The sequence below is a fragment of the Candidatus Limnocylindria bacterium genome (genome assembly GCA_036523395.1).
Taxonomy (GTDB): Bacteria; Chloroflexota; Limnocylindria; order P2-11E; family P2-11E; genus CF-39.
In genome coordinates this window covers 12,508-33,971 of sequence record DATDEH010000039.1, presented here as the reverse complement: position 1 = coordinate 33,971, position 21,464 = coordinate 12,508, and the positions used below count along the sequence as shown (strand labels likewise).

Annotated in this window: 20 protein-coding genes; 8 read left to right on the top strand and 12 right to left on the bottom strand. The window is 68.4% G+C overall.

The annotated features are described in order from the left end of the window. Position 1: 1 nt before the first annotated feature. The 3 genes from VI056_04370 to VI056_04360 are packed head-to-tail and all read left to right on the top strand — an operon-like array spanning position 2 to position 5,082. On the top strand, positions 2–859 hold the full coding sequence (locus VI056_04370) for a crosslink repair DNA glycosylase YcaQ family protein (protein HEY6202257.1): 858 nt from the start codon (positions 2–4) through the stop codon (positions 857–859). A 7-nt stretch (positions 860–866) separates the two neighbouring features. Then, positions 867–3,674, top strand: coding sequence for an alpha/beta fold hydrolase (locus VI056_04365; protein HEY6202256.1), 2,808 nt, complete (start codon positions 867–869; stop codon positions 3,672–3,674). Next, entirely contained in the window at positions 3,667–5,082 is a 1,416-nt protein-coding gene (locus VI056_04360) for an NAD(P)/FAD-dependent oxidoreductase (protein HEY6202255.1), read from the top strand. The genes VI056_04365 and VI056_04360 overlap by 8 nt, the downstream gene beginning before the upstream one ends. Here the strand turns inward: VI056_04360 and VI056_04355 are convergent. From VI056_04355 to VI056_04345, 3 genes are all read right to left on the bottom strand, one after another. Next, complete coding sequence (locus tag VI056_04355) at positions 5,079–8,384, bottom strand: adenylate/guanylate cyclase domain-containing protein (protein HEY6202254.1); 3,306 nt, start codon at positions 8,382–8,384, stop codon at positions 5,079–5,081. The two genes, VI056_04360 and VI056_04355, sit on opposite strands and share 4 nt — an antisense overlap. After that, positions 8,378–9,853, bottom strand: a complete 1,476-nt coding sequence (locus VI056_04350; GenBank protein HEY6202253.1) for an HTTM domain-containing protein — start codon at positions 9,851–9,853, stop codon at positions 8,378–8,380. Before VI056_04350 ends, VI056_04355 begins: the two co-directional genes overlap by 7 nt. An 82-nt stretch (positions 9,854–9,935) precedes the next feature. After that, complete coding sequence (locus VI056_04345; GenBank protein ID HEY6202252.1) at positions 9,936–10,100, bottom strand: hypothetical protein; 165 nt, start codon at positions 10,098–10,100, stop codon at positions 9,936–9,938. Between the two features lie 52 nt (positions 10,101–10,152). Between VI056_04345 and VI056_04340 the strand changes: the two genes are divergently transcribed. The 3 genes from VI056_04340 (at position 10,153) to VI056_04330 (ending at position 12,208) form a co-directional block, all read left to right on the top strand. Continuing rightward, positions 10,153–10,893, top strand: coding sequence for a hypothetical protein (locus VI056_04340; protein HEY6202251.1), 741 nt, complete (start codon positions 10,153–10,155; stop codon positions 10,891–10,893). A gap of 108 nt (positions 10,894–11,001) precedes the next feature. Next, complete coding sequence (locus VI056_04335; GenBank protein HEY6202250.1) at positions 11,002–11,394, top strand: hypothetical protein; 393 nt, start codon at positions 11,002–11,004, stop codon at positions 11,392–11,394. Between the two features lie 229 nt (positions 11,395–11,623). Continuing rightward, entirely contained in the window at positions 11,624–12,208 is a 585-nt protein-coding gene (locus tag VI056_04330) for a TetR/AcrR family transcriptional regulator (protein HEY6202249.1), read from the top strand. A gap of 78 nt (positions 12,209–12,286) precedes the next feature. Here VI056_04330 and VI056_04325 read toward each other — a convergent pair whose 3' ends face one another. The 4 genes from VI056_04325 to VI056_04310 all read right to left on the bottom strand — a co-directional run bounded on the left by VI056_04325 (position 12,287) and on the right by VI056_04310 (position 16,947). Beyond that, positions 12,287–13,483, bottom strand: a complete 1,197-nt coding sequence (locus tag VI056_04325; protein ID HEY6202248.1) for a pyridoxal phosphate-dependent aminotransferase — start codon at positions 13,481–13,483, stop codon at positions 12,287–12,289. Positions 13,484–13,493: 10 nt separating this feature from the next. Continuing rightward, positions 13,494–13,796, bottom strand: coding sequence for a cupin domain-containing protein (locus tag VI056_04320; protein HEY6202247.1), 303 nt, complete (start codon positions 13,794–13,796; stop codon positions 13,494–13,496). 71 nt (positions 13,797–13,867) lie between these two features. Continuing rightward, a complete protein-coding gene (locus tag VI056_04315) occupies positions 13,868–14,752 on the bottom strand; it encodes an LLM class F420-dependent oxidoreductase (protein HEY6202246.1) in 885 nt (294 codons plus the stop codon). Positions 14,753–14,754: 2 nt separating this feature from the next. Further along, the gene (locus VI056_04310) at positions 14,755–16,947 is read right to left on the bottom strand and encodes a hypothetical protein (GenBank protein ID HEY6202245.1); all 2,193 of its coding nucleotides are present in this window, start codon (positions 16,945–16,947) and stop codon (positions 14,755–14,757) included. Positions 16,948–16,966: 19 nt separating this feature from the next. On the opposite strand from VI056_04310, the gene VI056_04305 reads away from it, so the two are divergent. Further along, on the top strand, positions 16,967–17,299 hold the full coding sequence (locus tag VI056_04305; GenBank protein HEY6202244.1) for a nuclear transport factor 2 family protein: 333 nt from the start codon (positions 16,967–16,969) through the stop codon (positions 17,297–17,299). A gap of 104 nt (positions 17,300–17,403) precedes the next feature. On the opposite strand, the gene VI056_04300 is transcribed toward VI056_04305, so the two are convergent. Both VI056_04300 and VI056_04295 read right to left on the bottom strand, forming a co-directional pair. After that, positions 17,404–17,697, bottom strand: coding sequence for a hypothetical protein (locus VI056_04300; GenBank protein ID HEY6202243.1), 294 nt, complete (start codon positions 17,695–17,697; stop codon positions 17,404–17,406). Between the two features lie 48 nt (positions 17,698–17,745). Continuing rightward, entirely contained in the window at positions 17,746–18,150 is a 405-nt protein-coding gene (locus VI056_04295; GenBank protein ID HEY6202242.1) for a MarR family transcriptional regulator, read from the bottom strand. A gap of 149 nt (positions 18,151–18,299) precedes the next feature. Here VI056_04295 and VI056_04290 point away from each other — a divergent pair, with 149 nt between their 5' ends. Then, positions 18,300–18,848: a YceI family protein gene (locus tag VI056_04290; GenBank protein ID HEY6202241.1), complete on the top strand. Its 549-nt coding sequence runs from the start codon at positions 18,300–18,302 to the stop codon at positions 18,846–18,848. Between the two features lie 13 nt (positions 18,849–18,861). Here VI056_04290 and VI056_04285 read toward each other — a convergent pair whose 3' ends face one another. From VI056_04285 to VI056_04275, 3 genes are read right to left on the bottom strand one after another with little or no spacing between them, the layout of a single operon-like run. After that, positions 18,862–19,431 carry a YdcF family protein gene (locus VI056_04285; protein HEY6202240.1) on the bottom strand — a complete coding sequence of 190 codons (570 nt, stop codon included), beginning with the start codon at positions 19,429–19,431 and terminating at the stop codon, positions 18,862–18,864. After that, positions 19,428–20,426 (bottom strand): Gfo/Idh/MocA family oxidoreductase, encoded by a 999-nt coding sequence (locus VI056_04280; protein ID HEY6202239.1) that lies wholly within the window; start codon positions 20,424–20,426, stop codon positions 19,428–19,430. The genes VI056_04285 and VI056_04280 overlap by 4 nt, the downstream gene beginning before the upstream one ends. Beyond that, a complete protein-coding gene (locus VI056_04275) occupies positions 20,423–21,409 on the bottom strand; it encodes a Gfo/Idh/MocA family oxidoreductase (GenBank protein HEY6202238.1) in 987 nt (328 codons plus the stop codon). The genes VI056_04280 and VI056_04275 overlap by 4 nt, the downstream gene beginning before the upstream one ends. Positions 21,410–21,464 lie beyond the last annotated feature (55 nt).

Here is a 21,464-nt window from a genome sequence, read left to right as displayed (position 1 = left end):
GATGGCCGCGACACGTCAGCTGCGAGAGGCGCCCCGCCGCAAGGCCGCGAAGCTCGACGACGCGCTCGAAGCGCACCGCGCGAAGGTGAAGGGGGTCCACCGAGTGCGGAACGCCGATCAGCTCGTCACCATGGTCGACGCGTTCGGCTTCTGCTTCGCGTTCACGCTCCGGTCGGGCGACGCACCCATACCCGCGTGCTTCGACCACCTGTCGACGAACAGCGACGACCGCAAATGGGGCTGGATGTGGGGCTGGAAGGATGAGCTCCCCGAGGAGAAGCGTCTCTATTACGGGAAGCTGCTCGTGAGGAAGCCCACGTTCGTCTCGATGAAGTTGCTGCCGACCTTCTACGCGACGTTCGGGCGCGCCGGCGAGCCCGACGACCACCTCGAGGACGTCCGCGCAGGACGGCTTTCGGACATAGCGCGCCGCGTCATCGACTATCTCTCGCAGCGTGGCGAGACGCAGACGAAGCGCCTGCGCGCGGATCTGGGCATCACCTCGCAGGAGGGAAAGGCCGACTACGCGAAGGCGGTGGAGGAGCTCCAGCGACTCATGTACGTCGCGCGCGTGAAAGCCGTCGGTGAGGGTCGCGAGGATTACAACTACACCTACGACCTGTTCGTGCGGCGCTATCCCGAAACGGTGAAGAGCGCGGAGCGGATCTCGTCGAACGATGCGATGACCGCGCTGCTGCGACGGCTGCTCGAGCTCGCCGGCGGCGTTACGACCAAGCAGGTGAAGCGCCTCTTCGATTGGGACGACGAGCAGACCGAGCGCACGACCCTGCGTCTCGAAGCGAAGCGTGGCGTCGCGCGTGTCGATGGAACGCTCGTGCTGCCTGAACTTGTAGGCTAGGCCCTCCATGGACATCCAGCAGCTTCGTTCGTGGATCTTCGAGCTGTACGCGCCCCTCGAGGACGAGCGGCAGTACATCGTCTTCGATGCGGCGCGCGGCAACCTCCTCATCGACATTCCCCCTTACAGCGAGCGCGCGCTGCGACTCATCCAGGGCGCCGGACGCGCGTCGCTGCTGCTCGCGACGAACGCCGCCCGTGCGGCCGAGGCGCACCGCTATCGCGAGACGCTCGGCGTCCAGATCGCGGTACACGAAGACGATGCCGCCGCGGTGCAGGGCGGCGCGGACCTCGTCCTGAAGCCAGACGACCTCGTGCGCCCGGACACGCGTGTCTTCCGCGTGAAGAACAAAGGACAGGGCGCGACGGTCGTTCTCGTGCGCAAGTCCGGCGGTGTCCTCTTCAGCGGAGATCTCGATCTCGCGAGCGAGGGCGCGAAGCAGCTCATGCCACTCGTCTTCTCAGCGGTGCTGTCGTCGAAGCGCGCGCCGATCTGGAACGCCGGACGCGACACGCTCATGCGGCTGCAACGCGAGCTGCCGAGGACACGCAAGCAGTTCGGGATCCTCCTGCCGCCGCCCTGGGATCGCGCATACGAGGGCCGGCTCGAGGACAAGATGTATCACCACGACGTCATCGTCCCGAAGGAGGACACCGCGGCGCGCGTGGCGGCGATGGGCCCCGCGACGCTGGTGGTGGCGAGCGCGACGCGCGAGATGGCGGAGCGTGCGAAGCGGCCGCTGCCCGGTCGGGACGCGAACGGCGACGGCGCCGGCGCGCCGCCCAGCCCACCCGCGCCATCCGCAGAGCCTCGCGCCGCTACGGCCGCGCCCGCGCCCCTGACGCCGCGGGAGCCGCGCCCACGACCGAAGCCGTTCGCCGAGGACTGGCGGGCGACGTCGACCGAGCGGCCGGCGACGACGATCGCGAACGCGGCGACCGACATCGTGCCCGAGGCCACCGGGTTCAAACCGCGGCCGCTGGGCGACCGCTTCCGCCACGCTCCGATCGAGGACCTCGTCGGCTCGCCCTACGTCGATTATCTCTGGGGCGGTATCGACGTCTCACCTGACGGCGCCGAGGTCGCCTTCGCCTGGAACAAGACCGGGACCTTCGAGATCTACAGCGCGCCGATCGAGCACGAGCGGATCTACCAGCTGACCGACGCGAAGGAGAGGTCGGTCTGTCCTCGTTGGTCTCCGGATGCGAAGCAGCTGGCCTGCCTTCGAGATCGTGGCGGCAACGAGCGCTTCGACATCTGGCTCGTCGACCGCGAGGGCGAGAAGGAGCGCAACCTCACGAACGAACCGGACGTCATGCATCGCGAGATCGCGTGGTCTCCGGACGGATCGCGTATCGCGTATGTGGCGAACGTTGCCGGCAAAGGCTTCGCGATACACGTGGTCGACGTCGCGACCGGCACGAAGCGCGCGCTCACCGACGGCCAGTTCGATGACGCGCTGCCGCGCTGGTCGCCCGATGGAAAGCGGATCCTCTTCTCGTCGCGGCGCGAGAGCGTGCGCACGAACAGCGATCTCTATGTCATCTCGGCCGGCGGCGGCACGCCGACGAAGCTCGAGACGCGTGACGCGGACGGGGAGTCGCTCGAGGGGGACTGGTCCGAGGACGGGTCGCTCATCGCCTTCACGACGAACATGCGGCGACGCTATGAGGTCGCGGTCGCCACGCTCGAGGGCGACCACGTCACGCGCGTCGAGCCACTCACGAAGACCATCTTCGACGAGACCTCGCCGGCGTGGCGGCCCGACGGGCGCGCCCTCCTCTATCTGCACAACGAGGAGGCCGAGGTATCGATCCGGCGCGTGTTCGTCGTCTCGCACGCAGACCATGCCGTCGCCGATCGGCCCGGCGTTCATGACTCCATCTGTGTCGGCCCCGACGGTGACCAGGTCGCGTACCTGTTCAGCGGGGCGCGCGATCCGTGGGACGTGTACGTCACGCGCGAGCGTATGACCGAGCCGCGCCGGCTGACGCGCTCGCTGCCCGCGACCATCGATCCCGCGACGCTGGTGGAGCCGGTGCATGTTCGTTATCCGGGCGCGATGGGAACTGAGATCCCCGCGCTCCTCTATATCCCGCACGCCGAGGCCATCCGCGGCGACGGGTCGCCGCCGGCGATCGTCCACGTCCATGGCGGGCCGACGAGACAGCACTACCGCTGGTGGGACCGCGCGAGCCAGTGGTTCGCGAACAACGGCTACGTCGTCCTCGCGCCGAACATCCGCGGATCGACCGGTTACGGCCGCGAGTTCCAGGAGGGAAATCGCCATGACTGGGGCGGCAAGGATCTCGAGGACGTGGTGAAGGGGATCGACTGGCTCGCGAAGCAGCACATCGCGGATCCGAAGCGTGTCGGCATCTATGGCGGGAGCTACGGCGGATACCTGACGCTCATGTCGCTCGCGATGTACCCCGACCGCTACGCCGCCGGCGTGTCGGTCGTGGGCGTCGTGTCCTGGAGGACGATGTACGACACGACGCGCGGCGACCTGCGCGAGATGCTCGTCCGCGAGTTCGGCGATCCCGAGAAGGACGCGGAACGTTATCGCGATCGCTCGCCGCTCACGCACGTGTCGAAGATCGACGCGCCCCTCTTGATCCTTCAGGGCGAGAACGACCCGCGCGTGCCGCTCGCGGAAGCCGAGCAGGTCGTCGCGGCGCTGCGCTCTGCCGGAAAGATGCACGAGTACTACGTGTACAAGGGCGAGGGACACGGCTTCCGCACTCGGGAGAACATGATCGACTCGGTCCGTCGCGCGGGAGAGTGGTTCGACCGCTACCTGCTGCGTGCCTGATGCGGTCGTTGTCGGGGCCGGTCCCAACGGTCTCGCCGCGGCCATCCAGATCGCGCGTGCCGGCCACTCGGTCGCGGTGTACGAGGCGAATGACGACATCGGCGGAGGCGCGCGTTCCGCTGAGCTGACGCTCCCGGGTTTCATGCACGACGTCTGCTCGGCGATCCAGCCCCTCGCGGTGATGTCGCCATTCTTCAACGGACTCCCACTCAAGAAGCACGGCCTCGAATGGATCCAGCCCGACGCGCCGCTCGCACACCCGCTCGACGACGGCACGGCCGTGATGCTCGAGCGTTCGGTCGAGTCGACCGCGGCGCGGCTCGGCGCCGACGGTGATGCATATCGCGGGCTCCTGTCCCCGCTCGTCTCGCGGTGGGACCAGCTCGCGACCGAGGTCCTCCGGCCGGTCGCCCACGTGCCGCGGCATCCCTTGCTACTGGCGCGCTTCGGTCTTCACGCGATGCGCTCGGCTCGCGGCCTCGCGTCATCGTTCCACGGCGAGGCCGGGCGGGCCCTCATCGCGGGATGCGCGGCGCATTCGTTCCTGCCGCTCGAGCATCCGTTCACGGCAGCGTTCGCGCTCATGTTCCTCGTCACCGGGAACGCCGTGGGGTGGCCGCTTCCGCGCGGTGGATCGCGACGGATCGCGGAGGCGCTCGGCTCCTATCTCCACGAGCTCGGTGGAACGATCACGACAAAGCATCTCGTGCAGGAGCTGTCCGACCTACCGACAGCGCGCGCGTACGTCTTCGACACGTCGCCGTGGCATCTCGAGAGCATCGCGGCCGACCGGCTGCCGGCCGGCTATCGGCGCGCGCTGCGCCGGTACCGCCGCGGCCCTGGCGTGTTCAAGATCGACTACGCCCTCGACGGAGCCGTGCCGTGGCGCGCCGCCGAGTGCCTGCGCGCCGGCACAGTGCACCTCGGCGGCTCGTTCGACGAGATCTCCGCGTCGGAGTCCGCGGTGTGGCGCGGCGAGCATCCCGACCGGCCCTTCGTGCTGGTGGCGCAGCAGAGCCTGTTCGATCCCAGCCGGGCGCCGACCGGAAAGCAGACGCTCTGGGCGTACTGCCACGTTCCGAACGGCTCGACGGTGGACATGACCGACCGCATCGAGGCGCAGCTCGAGCGCTTCGCGCCGGGCTTCCGCCAGCGTGTGCTCGCACGCGTCGTCATGAACACACGCGATGTGGAGCACCGCAACGCGAACAACGCCGGCGGCGACATCTCGTGCGGATCGCACTCGGGACTGCAGCTGTTCATGCGACCGAACATCGCGATCGACCCGTACGCGACGCCGGCGCGCGACATCTACCTCTGCTCGTCCGCGACGCCACCGGGCGGTGGCGTACATGGCATGTGCGGCTACAACGCCGCGCGGAGCGTCATCGCGCGGAGCCTCAGCTAGACCCGGACGGTCAGGTTCTCCGCCGCGACGCGCAGTGCCGTAGCGCTGAGGCGCTCGGCGATCGCCTTCGCCTCGTCGCACTGCGCCTGGGCCTGCTCCTCGCGGCCCGGCACGTTGCGGAGCGCGCGCGCCAGATCGGCGAGAGCGACGGCGCGCTCGTAATCGAGCTTGAGCGTCGCGAACGCCTGCACGGCATCGAAGAGCAGCTTCGCGGCCTTGGCGTGCTCGCCCGCGTTGTCGATGCGGATCGCCTCCGCGTGCGTCAGGAGCGCGCGGCCGCGCGCGTGCGAGGTCCGCTCGACCACTGCCGCGACGCGGTCCTCGAACGCCTCGTCGGGTATGCGCCAGCGCGCCGCCGCCAGGACGAGGAGCGGTCCGATGAGCGTGAGGTCCACGATCGACTTCGGCTGCCCGGCGCTCCGGACCGCGTGGTACGCGCTCTCGCTCTCGCGCATCCCGTAGTACGCGGCGAGGAAGTCCGCGAGCGCCAGCTCGGCCGGGGACGCCTCCTGCTCGATGAGCAGGTCGCGATACGCCTTCTCCTCGGGTGATGACATCGCGGACGCCGCGCCGATCGCCACGCTCAGGGTCGAGGGCCACTTCGTTGGCGTGGCGAATCGCTCGCGACGCGCGGCCGCGGCGATCGTGCCCGGGAAGTCACCCGCCAGTAGGTGCGCGAGCGTTTCGGTCCGAAGTGCGTGTGCCCCGAGCCGCGGCTTCTCCGTCTCGATCGCGACCTCACGCGCACTGGCGGCGTGGTCCATCGCCTCGTGCATGTCACCGAGTGACAGCGCGCAGATAGCGACCATCGTGTGCGCGTCGATGAGCTCGTCGCTGTCCTGGAGCGACTGCGCGATCGGCAAGCGGCGCTGATTCGCGAGGTACGCCTCCCGGAAGTTGCCCAGCTCGCGATAGGCGAAGCCCACCGCGTCGAGGCACAACGAGCGCTCGCGGAGCAGGCCGAGCTCCTCGGCGATCGTGAGGGCCTCCTTGGCCGTCGCGAGCGATGCCTCCCAGTCGGCGTCGGTCGACTTTGGCCCGCGGCGCGGCATGAAGGACTTCGCGGCCAGAAGAAGGACACGCTCGCGGGACTTCGCGTCTCCCACGATCGCGAGACCGCGCTCGATGAGCGATTCCAGGTCCGGATGTTTCGCGTCCCAGCGCGTGCACAGCTCGGCCATGTACGCGAGGACGATCGCGACCTCGCCGCTCTTCGGGTCGCGCGTCTCGAGGAGCCCGAGCGCCCGCTCGTATGCGGTCAGGGCCGCGTCGTTCTCACCCCGGTAGCGGCGCACGCGCGCGATGAGATAGAGCGCCTCGACCGCCGCCTCGATCCGGTTGATCTTCTCGTACAGCTCGAGCGCTTGCTCGGCGAAGCGCAGCGCCTCGATGTACGCGTGGATCGCCGTCGCGCGCTGCGCCGACTTCCACGAGTACTCGGCCGCCTTCTCCGGAACATCGCCGATCAGGTAGTGATGCGCGAGGGCCGGGTAGAACTCCTTGAGCTCCTCGCCGAGGACCTTCTCGTACGCAGTGGCGACGCGGCGATGCAGCTCGATGCGGCGGCGCACGAGCAGCGTGTTGTACGCGACCTCCTGGACGACGGCGTGCTTGAAGCGGTAGCGGCCCTCGCGCCGCTCGCCAGGCGCCGCCTCGAGCACCAGGTCGGCGGCGATGAGCTGGTCCACCGCGTCGGCGATCCGGTCACCGCCCGCCTCTCGCAGCACGCGGTCCCCGAATCGCGTTCCGATGACCGCGGCGAGCTGGATGCATTCACGTGCCGTCGGCGGCAGCCGGTCGATGCGCGAGGCGACCACGGCGTGCAGCGTGGCCGGAACCTCAAGAGCGGCGGGACGCTCGCGCAGATGCCATTCGCCGCTCGCGTCCTTCTCCGCCGCGCCTGACTCGACGAGCGAGCGCAGCGACTCCTCGATGAAGAACGGATTGCCACCGGCGCGCGCGACGATCCGGTCCCGCAGCTCATCGGGGACCCAGTCGAGCGTCGCTTCGACGATGCGCGCGGCCTCTTCGTCCGACAACGGCTCCAGGACGAGCTGGCTGTAATTCGTCCGGGTCGGCTTCGGTTCAGGCGAGCCGGGTCCGAGCCGCTGCGCGAGGAGGAACAGGATCGGCACCCGCGACGCTCGGGAGGTGAGGAACCACAACAGGTCCAGCGACGCGGCGTCGGCGAAATGCAGATCCTCGAGGACGTAGAGCAGGGGATGCTGGCGCGCGAGCGCGGCGATGACGTCGTATACGACGATGTACATCGCGCGCTTCCATTCTTCCGAGTCGCTCGCGGGTTCGTTCACGCCCGGAAGATGGAGGAACTGCGCGAGCATCGGCGCGACGGCGGGTCCGGGATTCATGAAGCCAAGTTCCAGGAGCTTCTCGCCGACCCGCGTGATGGCTTCCGGGTCGGACGGCTGCAGGTTCAGCTCGACCAGGATCGGCTCGATGAAGCCCGCGTAGCTGCGCTGGTTCACGCGCGAGAACGTCCAGCGCATGACGCGTGGCGCGTCCGCCGATTTCGCGCCTTCCTCGGCGGCGGTGGCGAGGCCGATGAACTCCGAGACGAGCCGGCTCTTGCCGATGCCCGGCTCGCCGGCGATGAGCACCAGCTCGGTCCTGCCGAGACGCGCGGACTGATATGCGAGGTCGAGGCGGGAGAGCTCCATCCAGCGGCCGACCAGCGGTGCGGCGATCTCGATGCTCGGGCGCACGTCGGTGCGCTCGCCGATCAGCGCGTACGCGAGGATCGGCTTGTCCTTGCCCTTGAGCTCGACGGGCCCGACCTCGCGGAAGCTGAACTCGCGATTGGTCAGACGGAACGTGGTCTGCGTGACGTAGATCTCGCCCGGCCCGGCGGCGGACTGCAGGCGCGACGCGATGTTCACCGTGTCGCCCATGACGCCGTACTCGGCGACGCTGCGGACCGCGCCGGCGACGACCATGCCGGTGTGGAGCCCGATGCGCAGGCCGAACTCGACGCCGCGTTCCTTCTTCACCCGCGCGGCGTGGTCGGCGAATACGCGCTGCATCGCGAGCGCCGTGCGCAGCGCCCGCTGCGGGTCGTCCTCGTGCGCCACGGGTGCGCCGAAGACGACGAAGATCGCGTCGCCGATGAACTTCTCGATGGTGCCGTCGTGCCGCACGGCTTCCTCGGCGAGGTCCTCGAAGATGCCGGAGACCAGCACCTGGAGCTCCTCCGGATCCATCTGGTCCGCGAGCTCGGTGAATCCGGCAAAGTCGGCGAAGAGCACCGTCACGAGACGGCGCTCCTGGGGCTGTTGCTCTAGCACTTGTGCGTCCACAGGTCGTACCGGTTGATCAGCGGTGGTCCTTCCCCCGGTGGCTGGATGACGCGCTCGATGTAGGTGAGCTGGAACGAATCAAGCGGCACCTGCCCCGGTCGCAGGTGGAGGTTCCTGACGCGGCAGAAATAGCGCGCGTACTCGAGACGATAGTCGCCGTACCCGGCGTTGGCGATGCGCTCGTGCACCTTGACCCAGCGTGTGTAAAGCGGGTCACTGTACCGCTCGCTGGTGTTGTCCACGGGGCCGCCGGTATATAGATCGAACGTCGTGCCGTCGATGAGCTGCGCGGGTCCCAGCATCCAGCCGTCCGCGCGCGCCGGGTCGGGCGAGAACATGTCCCAGCGCTGATCGAGCGAAAGGAAGCGGACCAAGCCCGCCGGATCTCCCGTCGGACGGAGCACGTCGAGCTGTCGTGGGACGGCGGTGGAGAACACGAACAGCGCGAACACGACGAGCGCGAGCGCGGAGAATCGCCGCCACAGCTCGTTCGGGCGCGACAACGTGCTCGGCGGAGAGAGGCGGTCCGCGGCGATCGCGACGAAGCCCTCCCACCACCGAAGTGCCTGTGGCAGGCGCTTTCGCGTAGTGCCCGCAGCCCGCGCGACGAAGCCGCGGATCCAGTCCGGCGGAAGGAACACGATCAGCGTCGACAGCATGATGACCGGGAAGTTGCCGACATTCATCATGGTCAGGATCCCGAAGTGCAGACCAAACGCGGCGACTGTGGCGATCACACGGCTCCAGCGCGAAGGGATCATCGCGAAAGGCAGGAACCCGAGCTCCACCGCGATCGTCCCCCAGCTGATGATGTGCACGAGCAGGGGCTGTAGCGCGATCGGTCGCGCCCACCAGCGTCCGAAGGTGTGCTCGAGCTGTAGCGCGTAATACGCCGCGGTGCCGTCCACCCAAAGTGATCCGCCGAGCTTTTCGATCCCGGTCGCGAGGTAGATCCACGCGACCTGTAGCTCGAGGATGCGGATCGGCAGAGCCCACCCGCGCCCCGTCGGCGGCTGCGGGCGGCGACGCGCGTCGATCGAATACAGGTCGCCTGCGTTCGTGAACATGAGCCAGAGCGGCACGAACCGGAAGACGAGGTCGCTGCCGTCGAGGATGAGCGGGTTGCGCCACTGAAAACCCACGATGAGGACGAATGCGAGGAAGCTCGCGAGCCGTGTTCGCCATCCGACCGTGAGCGCGAGCGCGACGACGCACGAGAGGCCCCAGATCGGCGCGACCTGCCACCACTCGCCGACGAGGTTCAGCAGTGACAGGCGCTCCGGATAGAGCGCGAGAAGCTGCCGCCTGGGGAAGATCCCTTCGTCGGTGAAGAATGCGGTGAGATTCGGATAGAGCTGCCAGAACCAGTTGAACAGCTGCAGCCCGTAAAGGATCCGGAAAAGTGCGACCGGCGCGATGTCCGCCTCGCCCACCCAGAACGCCCTGAGCGCCTTCACAGATTCAGTTTGCGAGATAGGACGGGAGGGAGCCCTTGTGGGCCCCCTCCCGTGCGCAAGGCATGGCCTTTCGGCCCGGTGCCTACTGCGTGAATGGCTTCTGCGGCCGCTGCCGGATGAGCATCACCGCGCCCGAAGCCATGAGCACGATGCCGAGAGATACGAACGGAATTTGGCCGTTACCCGAGTCGGTGCTGGTGGAGGGCAGCGTCTGGACGCCGGCGACAGCGCCGCCGCCGACCTGCATCCCGCCGCCAGACGTGCTGGGTAGGGTCTCGACTCCGAGGGTCGCGCCGCCAGTGGTCGTGCCGGTCGTTGTGCCGGCCGTGCCACCCGTGGTCGTGGTGGTCGTCGTGGATGCGCCGCTCGTGCCGGTCGAGCCAGATGTGCCGCTTGTTCCAGATGTTCCGGTCGTTCCGGATGTACCGCTTGTGCCGGATGTACCGCTTGTGCCGGACGTGCTGGTCGAGCCAGCGGTCGTCGTGCTCGTCGAGGTTGAGGTGCCGGTGGATCCAGCTGTGGTCGTACCGCCCGTCGTCGTCTCACCGGTCGTGCCGGATGTTCCGGTCGTGCCGGCGGTCGTCGTGCCCGACGTCGTCGTGCCAGAAGTGCCGGTCGAGCCAGCCGTGGTCGTACCTGAAGTGGTCGAGCCGGCCGTGGTCGTACCGGTTGTCGATCCGGTCGTCGTACCCGTCGTCGAGCTCGAGCTGCTACCGCCCGAGGTCGAGGTGGTCGTCGTTCCGGTCGTGGTCTCACCGGTCGTTGATGTCGAGGTGCTGCCACCTGTGGTGGTCCCGGTCGTTGTACCGGTGGTCGTCCCGGTCGTTGTACCGGTGCTCGAGCTCGTCGAGGTGTTGCCACCCGTCGTCGAATTGCTCGAGGTGCCGGTCGTTGCCGTACCCGTGGTCGAAGTTGTGTTGGTGCCGGTGCCATCGGTGGTGTTTGTCCCGGTGCTACCGGTGGTGTTGGAGCCGCCGGTCGTCGTGTCGGCGTTGCACTCGACCCAGAAGACCTTGTGCTTCTCCCCGCCGGGCGCCTGAGGCTGCGTCTGATCCCAGAACAGCTTGTAGTGGCCGTCCGGGATCTTGATCACGTGCGACTTCCAGTCGCCGTTGTTGTCGGCTGGGCCCCAGGTCTCCTGCATAACGGTGCCGCTGCCGGTGGGAGCCCAACCCTCGATCCGCCACCAGCCGCTGGAGTGCGAATCGAAGTTGAACCCGTGGATGTGGAAAGTGCAGACATGCGGCTCGTTCTTCTTGATCGGCTCGGCCTCGCCTGGCTCTTCATGGATCTTCACCGTGCCGTTGAACCCGGGCGCGTTGTTGTTGTTGCTGCCGCCGGTTGCGGCTGCCGGGCTCGACGCGGCGAATACCAGGAGAGCCAGACCAGTGATGAAGGTCAGGACTCCGGATGCCTTGCGCATTGGTGCCTCCTGTGGTGATTTGCGTGGCCCCATCCGGGGCGATGTGCTTCGCACAGGAGGCAGAGCCCGCTCCACCGGAACGCGGTCGCGTAACGCCGCGGCAAAACGCGATGCCTGAATCGGTAACGCGATGTCGTCAGCTCGACGACAGCAAGCGTGTTGTCGTCTCGTTTCGTTTTCGAAATGGATTCCTCGTGCAGAGCGCCGACGTTGTGGCACGCCACCGCGGACGGGGCACGAGCAAGCGAGGGCGCGCGCCCGCTGGCTTCGGGCCTAACCCGATCGCATCAGATGAGGCGGTAACGACCTGTCGACGCTGCTTACCGACCGGTAGGTAGAATCTCCGGGTGCCGCACCTGAAGCGCCGGCCGACCGGGTCGACCCGAGAGCGCGTGCTTCAGGCGGCCGACCGCCTCTGGGGAGAGAAGGGCGTTCGAGGCGCTTCTCTCGCTGATATCGCGCGCGAGGCCGCCGTTACGAAGCCGACCGTCTACTACTACTTCACGGACAAGAGCGCGCTCTTCACGGCGATGGTCTGCAGCGTTCTGGAGGAGCACGGCGGCGCGCTGAAGTTGTCGGCACGCCGTGGCGGCCGCGCACGCGATCGGCTGATCTCCGCGCTGGCCTATCTGATCGGTGCCCGCTGCAGCGCCCCGCGGCTCTTGCGCGATGGCGGTGTGACTCTCACGGTCGACCAGAACAGCCAGGCGCGCAGTGCCTTCTTCAGGCACTTCTTCTCGCCCCTGCAGCAGATCCTCGACGACGGCGTTCAGGCCGGTGAGCTGCGGCAGATGGACACCGCGTTCGCCGCACAGGCGCTCCTCAACCTCCTCGATCCGTGGACGGGGCGCGAACCCTTGCCTGGTGGACGCGAGCCGCAGGAGCTGGCGACCGACATCGTGGGTCTGATCGTCGACGGCATCGGGGTCTAGCTGTCTTTGCGCCTCGCTCTACTTACCTACCGGTATGTAAGGACAGCCTGGAGGCCGTCCTTACGTCTGCTTCGCCATTCAGGCTCTCGCAGTAGGTAGCGCACCTTTGCCGGACCGCACCCAGTCCCGGATGCGCTCGACAGCGAGGTTGAGGTTCTCCAGTGAGTTCGCGTATGAGAGGCGCAGGTGGCCCTCGCCGGCCGGCCCGAAGGCGGTCCCGGCCAGTGCTGCGACACCGGCCTCGTTCAGGACGCGGTTTGCGACCGTCGCAGCATCGCCGAGCCCCAGACCTTTGATGTTGGGGAAGACGTAAAAGGCGCCGTGTGGGAGGCGGCAGGTGATCCCGTCGATGCGGTTGAGTCCAGCGACGATGGCGTCCCGCCGCCGCCGGAATTCCGCAAGCATCACGTCGACCTCCGCGGGGCGCTGTGAGATCGCGACCACTCCGGCGCGCTGCGTGAACGTCGCAGTGCATGAGACGGAGTTCGTCACGAGCTTGGCGACGGGATCCACGAGCGCCTTCGGGAACGCGCCGTATCCCAGCCGCCATCCCGTCATCGCGAAGGTCTTGCTGAATCCGTCGAGCAGGATCGTGCGCTCGGCCATTCCCTCTTCCGCGACGATCGAACGGTGCTTGCCCTCGTAGATGATCTCGGCGTAGATCTCGTCCGACAGCACCCAGAGGTCGTGCTCGCGCGCGATCTTTGCGATCTCATGGATCGCCTCCGCTGAGAGCACGCCGCCCGTCGGGTTGTGCGGGCTGTTGAGGATGAGCAGCTTCGTCCGCGGCGTGATGAGACGTCGCAGCTCGTCGAGGTCGGGGACGTAGTCGTTCTCTTCGCGGAGCGCGAGCGGCACGCCCCTCGCGCCGGCGAACGAGATCATCGATGCGTAGATGGGAAACCCCGGATCGGGATAGATCGCCTCGTCGCCTGACTCGAGGAGCGCGAGGATCGCGAAGAACATGATCGGCTTCGCGCCGGGTGTGACGATGACCTGCCCAGGCTCGATCGCAAGTCCGCGCGCGCGGTTCAGGTAATTCGCGACCGCCTCGCGCAGCTCGGGGATGCCCGCCGACGGCGTGTAGTGCGTCTCGCCGCGCTCGATCGATGCGACGCCAGCCGCAACGACAGACCGCGGCGAATCGAAATCGGGCTCGCCGATCTCGAGATGCACGATGCTCCGGCCCTTGGCCTCGAGGGCCTTCGCGCGGGCCAGGACCTCGAATGCCGTTTCGGTGCCGAGCCGACCCATGCGGAGCGCGAGCGGGCGCATGTCGGCGAGTTTAGACCTTGCCCTCGACGCAGACGCAGCCCTCGGGTCCGACCCGGGCGCCATGTGGCGTGCCAGACGGCAGGACCATGCGATCGCCCGGCCGCAGCGTCAGCGTCCGGCCGTCGCCGAGCACGAAGTCGATCGAGCCGTGCGTGCAGTAGAGGAGCTTGTGGTACGCGTGCGTGTGCTGCTCGTAGCGGTCACCAGGTCCGTTCGACCAACCGTACACGTCGCGCGCTTCCGCGCGCAGCTGCTTTTCGATCGCGCTCGCGTCCGGCGCGTTGCCGACGTGGCGATCGACCTGCACATCCACGCGTCGACGATAGTCGCCGGGTGTCCGATCTCGTCGCGCGGTCGTGCAGGAAGAACGATGCGGCACGCGCCCTAGGTCAGCTCCTTGAAACGCCGGAGTGCGTCGATGTGCTCATCCAGCGAGCGGTAGCCGGCGCCCATCGTGTTGAGCTCGACGCTCGCCATCCCCATCTCGCGGAACGTTTCGATGCCGCGCTTCCACTCTTCCGCGCCACTCTTCGCAGCGGGCAGGCGTCCCTCGACGGGCATCTTGGCTGGATCGCGTCCTTCTTGCTGGACCAGACGACGGAAGGCCTCCATCGCCGCGCGGCCATCGTCGTTCGCGGGGACGTGGGTGAACCAGCCGTCGGCGATCCTCGCGATACGTCTCGCCACGGGCTCAACGAGCGCTCGCTTCTGCCGGTCCCAGCCACCACCCATCCAGATCGGAATTGGCCGCTGCACCGGTAGCGGGTTGAGCCCCGCGCGATCGATGCGATGCCATCGACCTTTGAAGTCGACGACCTCCTGTGTCCAGAGCGCGCGCAGGACCGCGATCTGCTCCTCGATGCGTCTGCCTCGATCCGTGAAGCGCTGCGCCAGCGCGTCATACTCGACCTCGTTCCATCCGATGCCGACTCCGAGCGTGAGCCGGCCACGTGACAGGACATCGACCTCCGCCGCCTGCTTCGCGACGAGCGCCGTCTGCCGCTGCGGGAGCACGATCACCGCGGTCGCGAGCCGCAGCCGCGTGGTGATGGCGGCGAGGTAGCCGTACAGCACGAACGGCTCGTGGAACAACGAACGGTGGTCATACACGCCGGTCCAGCCGCCGGGCCTGTCGGCATCGGCGCCGAGGACGTGATCGAAGATGACCAGATGGTCGTAGCCGAGCGCTTCGATGGTGCGCGCGTACTTCGCGATCGCGTCGGGATCCGTACCGATCTCGAGCTGCGGGAAGACCGCGCCGACCTGCACGTCTAAGGCTTCGTGATGCTGACCGGGACCCCGATGCCGCTCACGCGCACGAGCGCGCCGCCCGCGAGCGTCCGCGCGTAGAGGCCGCCGCTGGTCGCGACGTAGAACCACGCGCCGTCGGGCGACCAGCCCGCGAAACGGCCATCGACTTCCGCGAGCACGCCACCGCTCGCCGGGTCACGGACCGTCGCAACAGGCTTCGACTCGGTAGGCGAGCCCGGGATGCCGAGACCGCCGACGGTGTTCGTGTAGCCGATGAGCGGCCTTGCCGGCGACCAGGCCTCGTCGGTGATGCGGTCGCCGAGGACGTACTGCGTCGCAGCGCCATCGGAAGCGCGAAGCAGGACGAGGAAGGGCGTCGCTGTCGTGCCGAGGAATGCCACGCGCGCCGTGGCGTACGTGCCATCGGACGCCGCGGTGATGTTGCTCACGGACGTGATGCCTTTCGTCGTCGACGGTGCGAGCGCGCGCGGGTCGCCGATGATCCGCGCGACCGTCGTGACCGTGCGCTTCTGCGTGCCCGTCCACAGCTCGATGGCCTGCTCGTCGCGCGCGCGGTCGTTCGCGCGGATCGTCCCGTTGGTGAGAACGAACATCCCGGGCTTCGTCCACGCGACCTCGCGTCCGGGGAGCGTCTGACCAGGTGCGCCATCGGCGGTCACGACCCTCACGTTCAGCTCGCTCTGAAGGATCGATGGATCAAGCGGCGATGCGGGCAGCGCCACTGCCGCGATGAGCGACCCGTCCGGCGACCACGAGACTGCGGGCGCGACGGACGAGAGAGTGGTCAGGCGCGTCACCTTGCCGGCGCGGTCGATCGTGACCGGGATCAGCTGCTGAGCGGACGCTCCGGACCCCAGGCTCTCGACGGTGAGGACGCGATCACCTGTTGGCGACCACTGCGGGAGGGGGATGGTGAACCGCCGCCCCGTCTGCGCGTTGCTCGCGCCGGTGCGCAGTATCGACGCGACCCCGTCGGGGCCCATCGTCCAGACGCTCCCGCCGAGCGCGAACACGTACCGCACGGCCGGAGCGTCGGCCCGCGGCGTGGCCGCCGCTCTCGCGATCGGAGCGGAGCGCGGGAACCAGACGTCGCCGGCGTCGATCGAACCGAGCAGCAGGATCGCGCTCGGCGCGAGGCCGGTGGGGGAGATGTCGACGCGGACCACCGTGGGGCCGGCGAACCCGATCGCGAAGCGCTTGTCGGGCGACACGGCGATGCGTTCGATCAGGCCAGCGTTCGAGGGCAGGAGGATCGGGATCGATCCGATGACGAGCTGCGCCGGGTTCGTGCCGCGGTGGTAGAGGAATCCCGTCGACCACGTGCCGTCGAGACGCAGGCTGTCCTGATCGGGCGGCGCGAGCTCGCGGCGCACGTCGGTGCCATCCGCGGTCATGCTCCATACGTTCGCCGCGGCCGCGAACACGAACGTTTCCGACGCGCCCGCGAACTGCGTGACGCGCCCGGCGAGGAAGTAGATGCGGCCGTCGCTGCCCACGACCGGAGACGACGCCTGCAGGCCAGTCAGCGGACGGAACTGGTTCGTTCCGGTCGCGCGCACCGCCGAGATCACGCCGCCAGTCGTCTGCACGAGCAGCTCGTCCTCATCGAGCCAGTCGGCGGCGATGGCATCCTCCACGGTGGTGATGCGCGTCCACGTGCCGTTCGCGGCCGCGATGTAGACATCGCTCTGGCTTCCGGTCTGGCGCTGGACGGTCGCCGCGATGCGCGCGCCGCTCGGCGAGAACCGGTGGTCGACGATGCGGTAGCTGTCGGAACGCAGCTCCGGCGCGAGCGTGTACGACGTCGTCGCACCGTCTACGCGCACGACGACCAGCCGGATACCACCCTCGACGTACGCGATCTGGTTGCCGTCGACGGACCACCGCGTCTTCGAGATCGAGTTGGGGGTATCGGTCTTCGCGATCGAGCGGCGCCGCGAGTTGTCGGCGTTCGCGATCCACAGCAGGTGATCGCCGCTCGGCTCGGCGCGCCAGTAGGCCAGCCGACCGGTGGCCGACAGATCAGTGACGGCCTGCCGTGAAGCGCTGGCGGCCGCCGTGGGCGAGGCCGAAGCCGCCACCGCAGGGCCTGCGGGCGCACTCGTGGTGGAGACGACGATCGCGACGATCGAGGCGACAACGACCAGCGCGGAGACCAGTGCATACGGCAGTAGCCCGCGCAGTTGCCGCACGTCCCTAATACTCCACCTAATGCCTGATCCGCTGGAAGCCGCCAAGACATTCATGGACGCGCTCGAGGCGCGAGACCCCGAGCGTGCCGCGGCGGTCTGCGCCGAAAACGTGCAGATCGAGCTGCCCGGCGGCGACTCGCAGCTGGAGGGTCGCGACGGTGCACGACGCCTCGTCCGCATCGCACCGGCGTTCATTCGGCGTATCCGTGAGCAGCAGATCGACGGGACGACCGTGATCCTTCGTGGCCTCACGCGCGCGCCGGGTCATTTCGCGAACTACACGACATGGACGTTCGAGACCGACGGCCAGCTCATCACGCATGTGACCTTCGCTTGGCGACCCGCTAACTAGACCGCTTGCCCTCGCCCGCGCTCCCGCTGCCGGCGCTCACCCTCGCTGCTGTCGCTGTTGATCCTTCGACGGAAGGGCGTTGGCATCAGCTCGCTCGCTGGCGATCACCGCTCCACGTATCTGAAGCTGCGCGGCGTCTTCGCGATGCCGAAGTCCGCGAGCGGGCGGGCTCTCCGATAGCGGCGCGGCTTGCTCACCGGCAGCGTCCACCCCTTCGCGGTCCGTCCGGCGCGCTCGCCGAGCACGCACTCGCCCACGACCGTCCCGGTGCCTACGACCGCGAGATAGGCGCGCGCGGGTAGTCGCGTTGGCGGCAGCGCGCGGTGGTCCGCCGTGCGCCTGCCGTCGAGGAGCGCGTCGGCGTTCTCCTGGGATATCGCGAGGACGATGGCGTCCACTGCTGTGCCTCCCGACGTTTCGTCAGGAGCGAGATCGGCGCCGGCTTGCTAGTCGCGGCCGGCGGTACTGGCCACGCGTCCCAGCGCGGTCGTGATCACGTCGACCTCGCGGTCCGTCAGATGATCGGCGAAGTTGCGAGCGATCGACCGGAAGTGCTCCGGCGCAGCGCGTTTGAGGACGCGCTGGCCGAGCGCGGTCATCACGATGAGCTGTCCCCGCGCGTCTGAGGGGCACACCCGGCGCTCGATCAGGTGCTGCGACTCGAGCCGGTCGATCGCCCTTGTGAGACCGCTCTTCGTCAGCCCGGTCCGCTCGGCGAGCTCGGTCGGGCGCACGCCGATGGGTGGGCTCTCGTGGAGCGTGGCGAGGATGTGGTGCTCGGAGAAGAGAAGTCGTCCCGTCGCCTCCGCGTCGCGATCCATCGCGCGCGTCACCGCCAGGCCAGCGCGCATGAATGCCAGCCACGCCTCCAGCTCGCGCCGTGCGAGTTTCCGCTTGGGGCGGAGCCTTTGAACTGGCTGGGGAATAGGTTGTGTGGTCAACGAGTTGATTGTATCATCAACTACCGGCGCTCAGCGAGCGCCAAGGAAAGGCACAAAAAATGGTCTGGTACATCGACCCTTATCACACACAGGCGACGTTCTCCGTCAAGCACATGATGGTCAGCACGGTCCGCGGGCGGCTGGGGAAGCTGCGCGGCGAGATCGACATCGACCCGGAGAACCCGCACCGCGCCAGCTTCGAGATCGGAGCCGACGTGACCGCGATCGACACCGGTGACGCCCGTCGGGACGGGCACCTCCGTTCGGCGGACTTCTTCGACGCGGAGAAGTACCCCGAGATCGTGTTCAAGAGCTCGGCCATCTTCCCCAAGGGGGAGGGCAAATACGCCGTGAGCGGCGACCTCACGATCCGCGACATCACCCGTCCGGTCACCTTCGACGTTGAGCTCGAAGGTATCGGGGTCGACGGCAAGGGCGGCCAGCACCTGGGCGCCTCCGCGAGCCTCACCCTCGACCGCAAGGACTTCGGCCTGGTGTGGAACCAGCCGGTGCAGAACGGCGTGCTTGTCGGCGACAAGGTGAAGATCGACGTCGGCCTCGAGGCGATCGATGCCGCCAGCGCGAAGGCGATGGGCCTAGCGGCCTAGCACGGCGCCGCTCTTATCGGCGCGCGCGTAGCTTCGCACTGATCCGCGAGACCTCGCCGGGAGAGATCCCGGCGAGGAATTCGCGTGTCTGCTCCAGGAACCGTCGCTCGTGTCTGGCGCGCTCAGCGTCATCCGGGGCGGGCGCGCTGGCGACGCCCTCGATGTCCCATGCCGGTCCGAGCACGGATCGGAATGTCTCGACCGATCGCTCGACGTGGAACGGCGATGTGACGACGTACACCGGTCGCGGTGCGGTCGTGCGCAGATAGCGCTCGCCGACGAAGACCGCGTTGCCGATCGTGTCGCGCGACTGGTCCTCGAGGAAGATCCGCCTTTGGTCGATCCCTTCCGCGGCGATGAGGTCGGCCATCGACGCCGCTTCGCTGCGTCGCGGCTTCCGGCCTACGCCGTGACTGCCCGAACAGATGATCGCCGCCTCCGGATGCGCTCGAGCGACATCCGCGGCTGCCCTCGCTCGCGCCAGCGTTGCCGATGCAGGCGATCCGTCGAGAAGCATCCCGCCGCCGAGCACGACGATGATCTCGGGGTACGCGGCGACCGACTCGGACGGCCCGCCGCTCACGCGCGGACGTCGGCGATCGCGACGGGCCGCTTCGTCTCCGCCGACCGGTAGCCGGCGATCGCGACCTCCAGCGCGCGGAGCCCGTCCTCTCCGCTGATCGGCACGGGATGGCCCGCGCGGATCGCGTCGACGAAGCCCGCGACCATGCGCGCGGTGAGATCGTCACCCCAGCCGAGGAGCCGAGTGCGGCCGGCGGTGTCGTCGTAGTGGGTGAGGGCCTGCCGGAAGACATCGATGTCGACGGTCCCCTTCTCCCCGACGACGTGCAGCGTCACGCCGCCCCACGTCGGGAACGTCTGCGGGCGCGACCAGCTGCAGTCGATCGACGCGAAGGCGCCACCCTCGAGGTCGCACGTCATCACGCCGCAGTCCTCAACGTCGAGGCCGTAGATGAACGAGCCGAGCTCAGCCTGCACGCGCGAGAACTCATCGCCCAAGAGCCAGCGGATGGCATCGGCCGCGTGCACCGTATGGTCCATCGCGGCGCCGCCTCCCGCCTGGCGCTTGTCCCCGAACCACGAGCCGGGATACTGGCCCGGGTTCGTCGCGCGCACGGCGCGGATCCGACCGAGCGAGCCGGCCGCGATCGCGTCCCTCAGCGCCATGACGGCTGGGCTGCTGCGCACCGGGAACGCGGTCCCGAGCTGGACGCCGGCGGACCGGCACGCGTCGATCATCGCCTTCGCGTCCGCGGTCGTCGTCGCGAGCGGCTTTTCGCATAGCACGTGAACGCGCGCCTTCGCGGCGGCCTCGGCGTAACGGCGGTGGTCGGCGTTGTTCGACGCGATGACGACCGCGTCGCTTGCCCCGAGGAGTCCGTCCAGCGTCGGATGCCAGCGCGTCCCATGCGCGCCCGCCGCCGTGCGCCCGCGCTTCTCATCGTCATCGTGGATCCCAGCGAAGTCGACCTGCTCGAGCGAGCCGAGCGTATTCGCGAGACCAGGCGCGTGAACGTGTGCGAACGAAATGAGGCCGACGCGAAGACGTTCGGTCATGCCGGCGCTCTCCAGCTCACGACCTCGCCGGTGTCGGCGGAGCGGATGACCGCCAGGCCGAGCGCGAGCGACCGCAATCCCTCGTGCCCGTCGACGAGCGGCCGTTCGCCGCGCGCGATGCGCGCGAACAGGTCTCGCAGCTGCACGAGGTAAGGCGTCTCGTGCAGCGTCGGCGTGGCCATCATCGCCGGACCGGCGGGGCCCGACGGCGACTGGAGCGCGACAGGCGACGCGGTGCGACTGTCGTGCACGAGCATCCCGCGATCGCCGCGGAGCTCGAAGCCGGTGCGGAAGCCCGCGTGTTCAGCCCAGCTCGCCTCGACCTGCACGATCGGCCGGTCGTCGTAGCGGATCGTCGCGAGCGCGTACTCGAGGCCGCCATTCCCCTTGAATCGCCTCGCGTAGATGCGCGACGGCTCGCCGAACCACCAGCGAACGGTGTCCAGGTCGTGCAGCATGAGGTCGAGCACCACGCCGCCGCTCTTCTCCTCATCGAGGTACCAGCCTCGAGCTGAGCCCACCGAGAAGTTCCCGCGCGTCATCGTCACGATCGCGGGACGGCCGAGCGTCCCGGCGTCGAGCAGCTGTTTCGCTTGACGGTACTCGGGGAAGAAGCGAACGACGTGTCCGACGGCGAGCGTGACGCCCGCCTCGTCACACGCACGCACCATCGCCTCGGCGTCGGCGAGCGTCCGCGCCAGCGGCTTCTCGCAGAACACGTGCTTGCCGCCACGCGCCGCCGCAGTCGCGTGCCCCGCATGCAGGTACGTCGGCGTCGCGACAACGACGAGATCGATGTCGTCCGCGGCGCAGATATCTTCCGCGCTCGCGACGCGAGCGCCGCACTCCTTCGCGAGGGCCGTCGCCTCATCGAGCGGGACCGCAGCCACGGCGACGACCTGCGCGCCGTCGATCGCGAGTGCGCTGCGCGCGTGCATCGAACCGGCGAATCCCGTGCCGAGCACGCCGATCCGGAGTGGCATGAACGCAGGCTAGCGCGAAAGAGAGAGGGCGCTCCTTTCGGAGCACCCTCTTTCA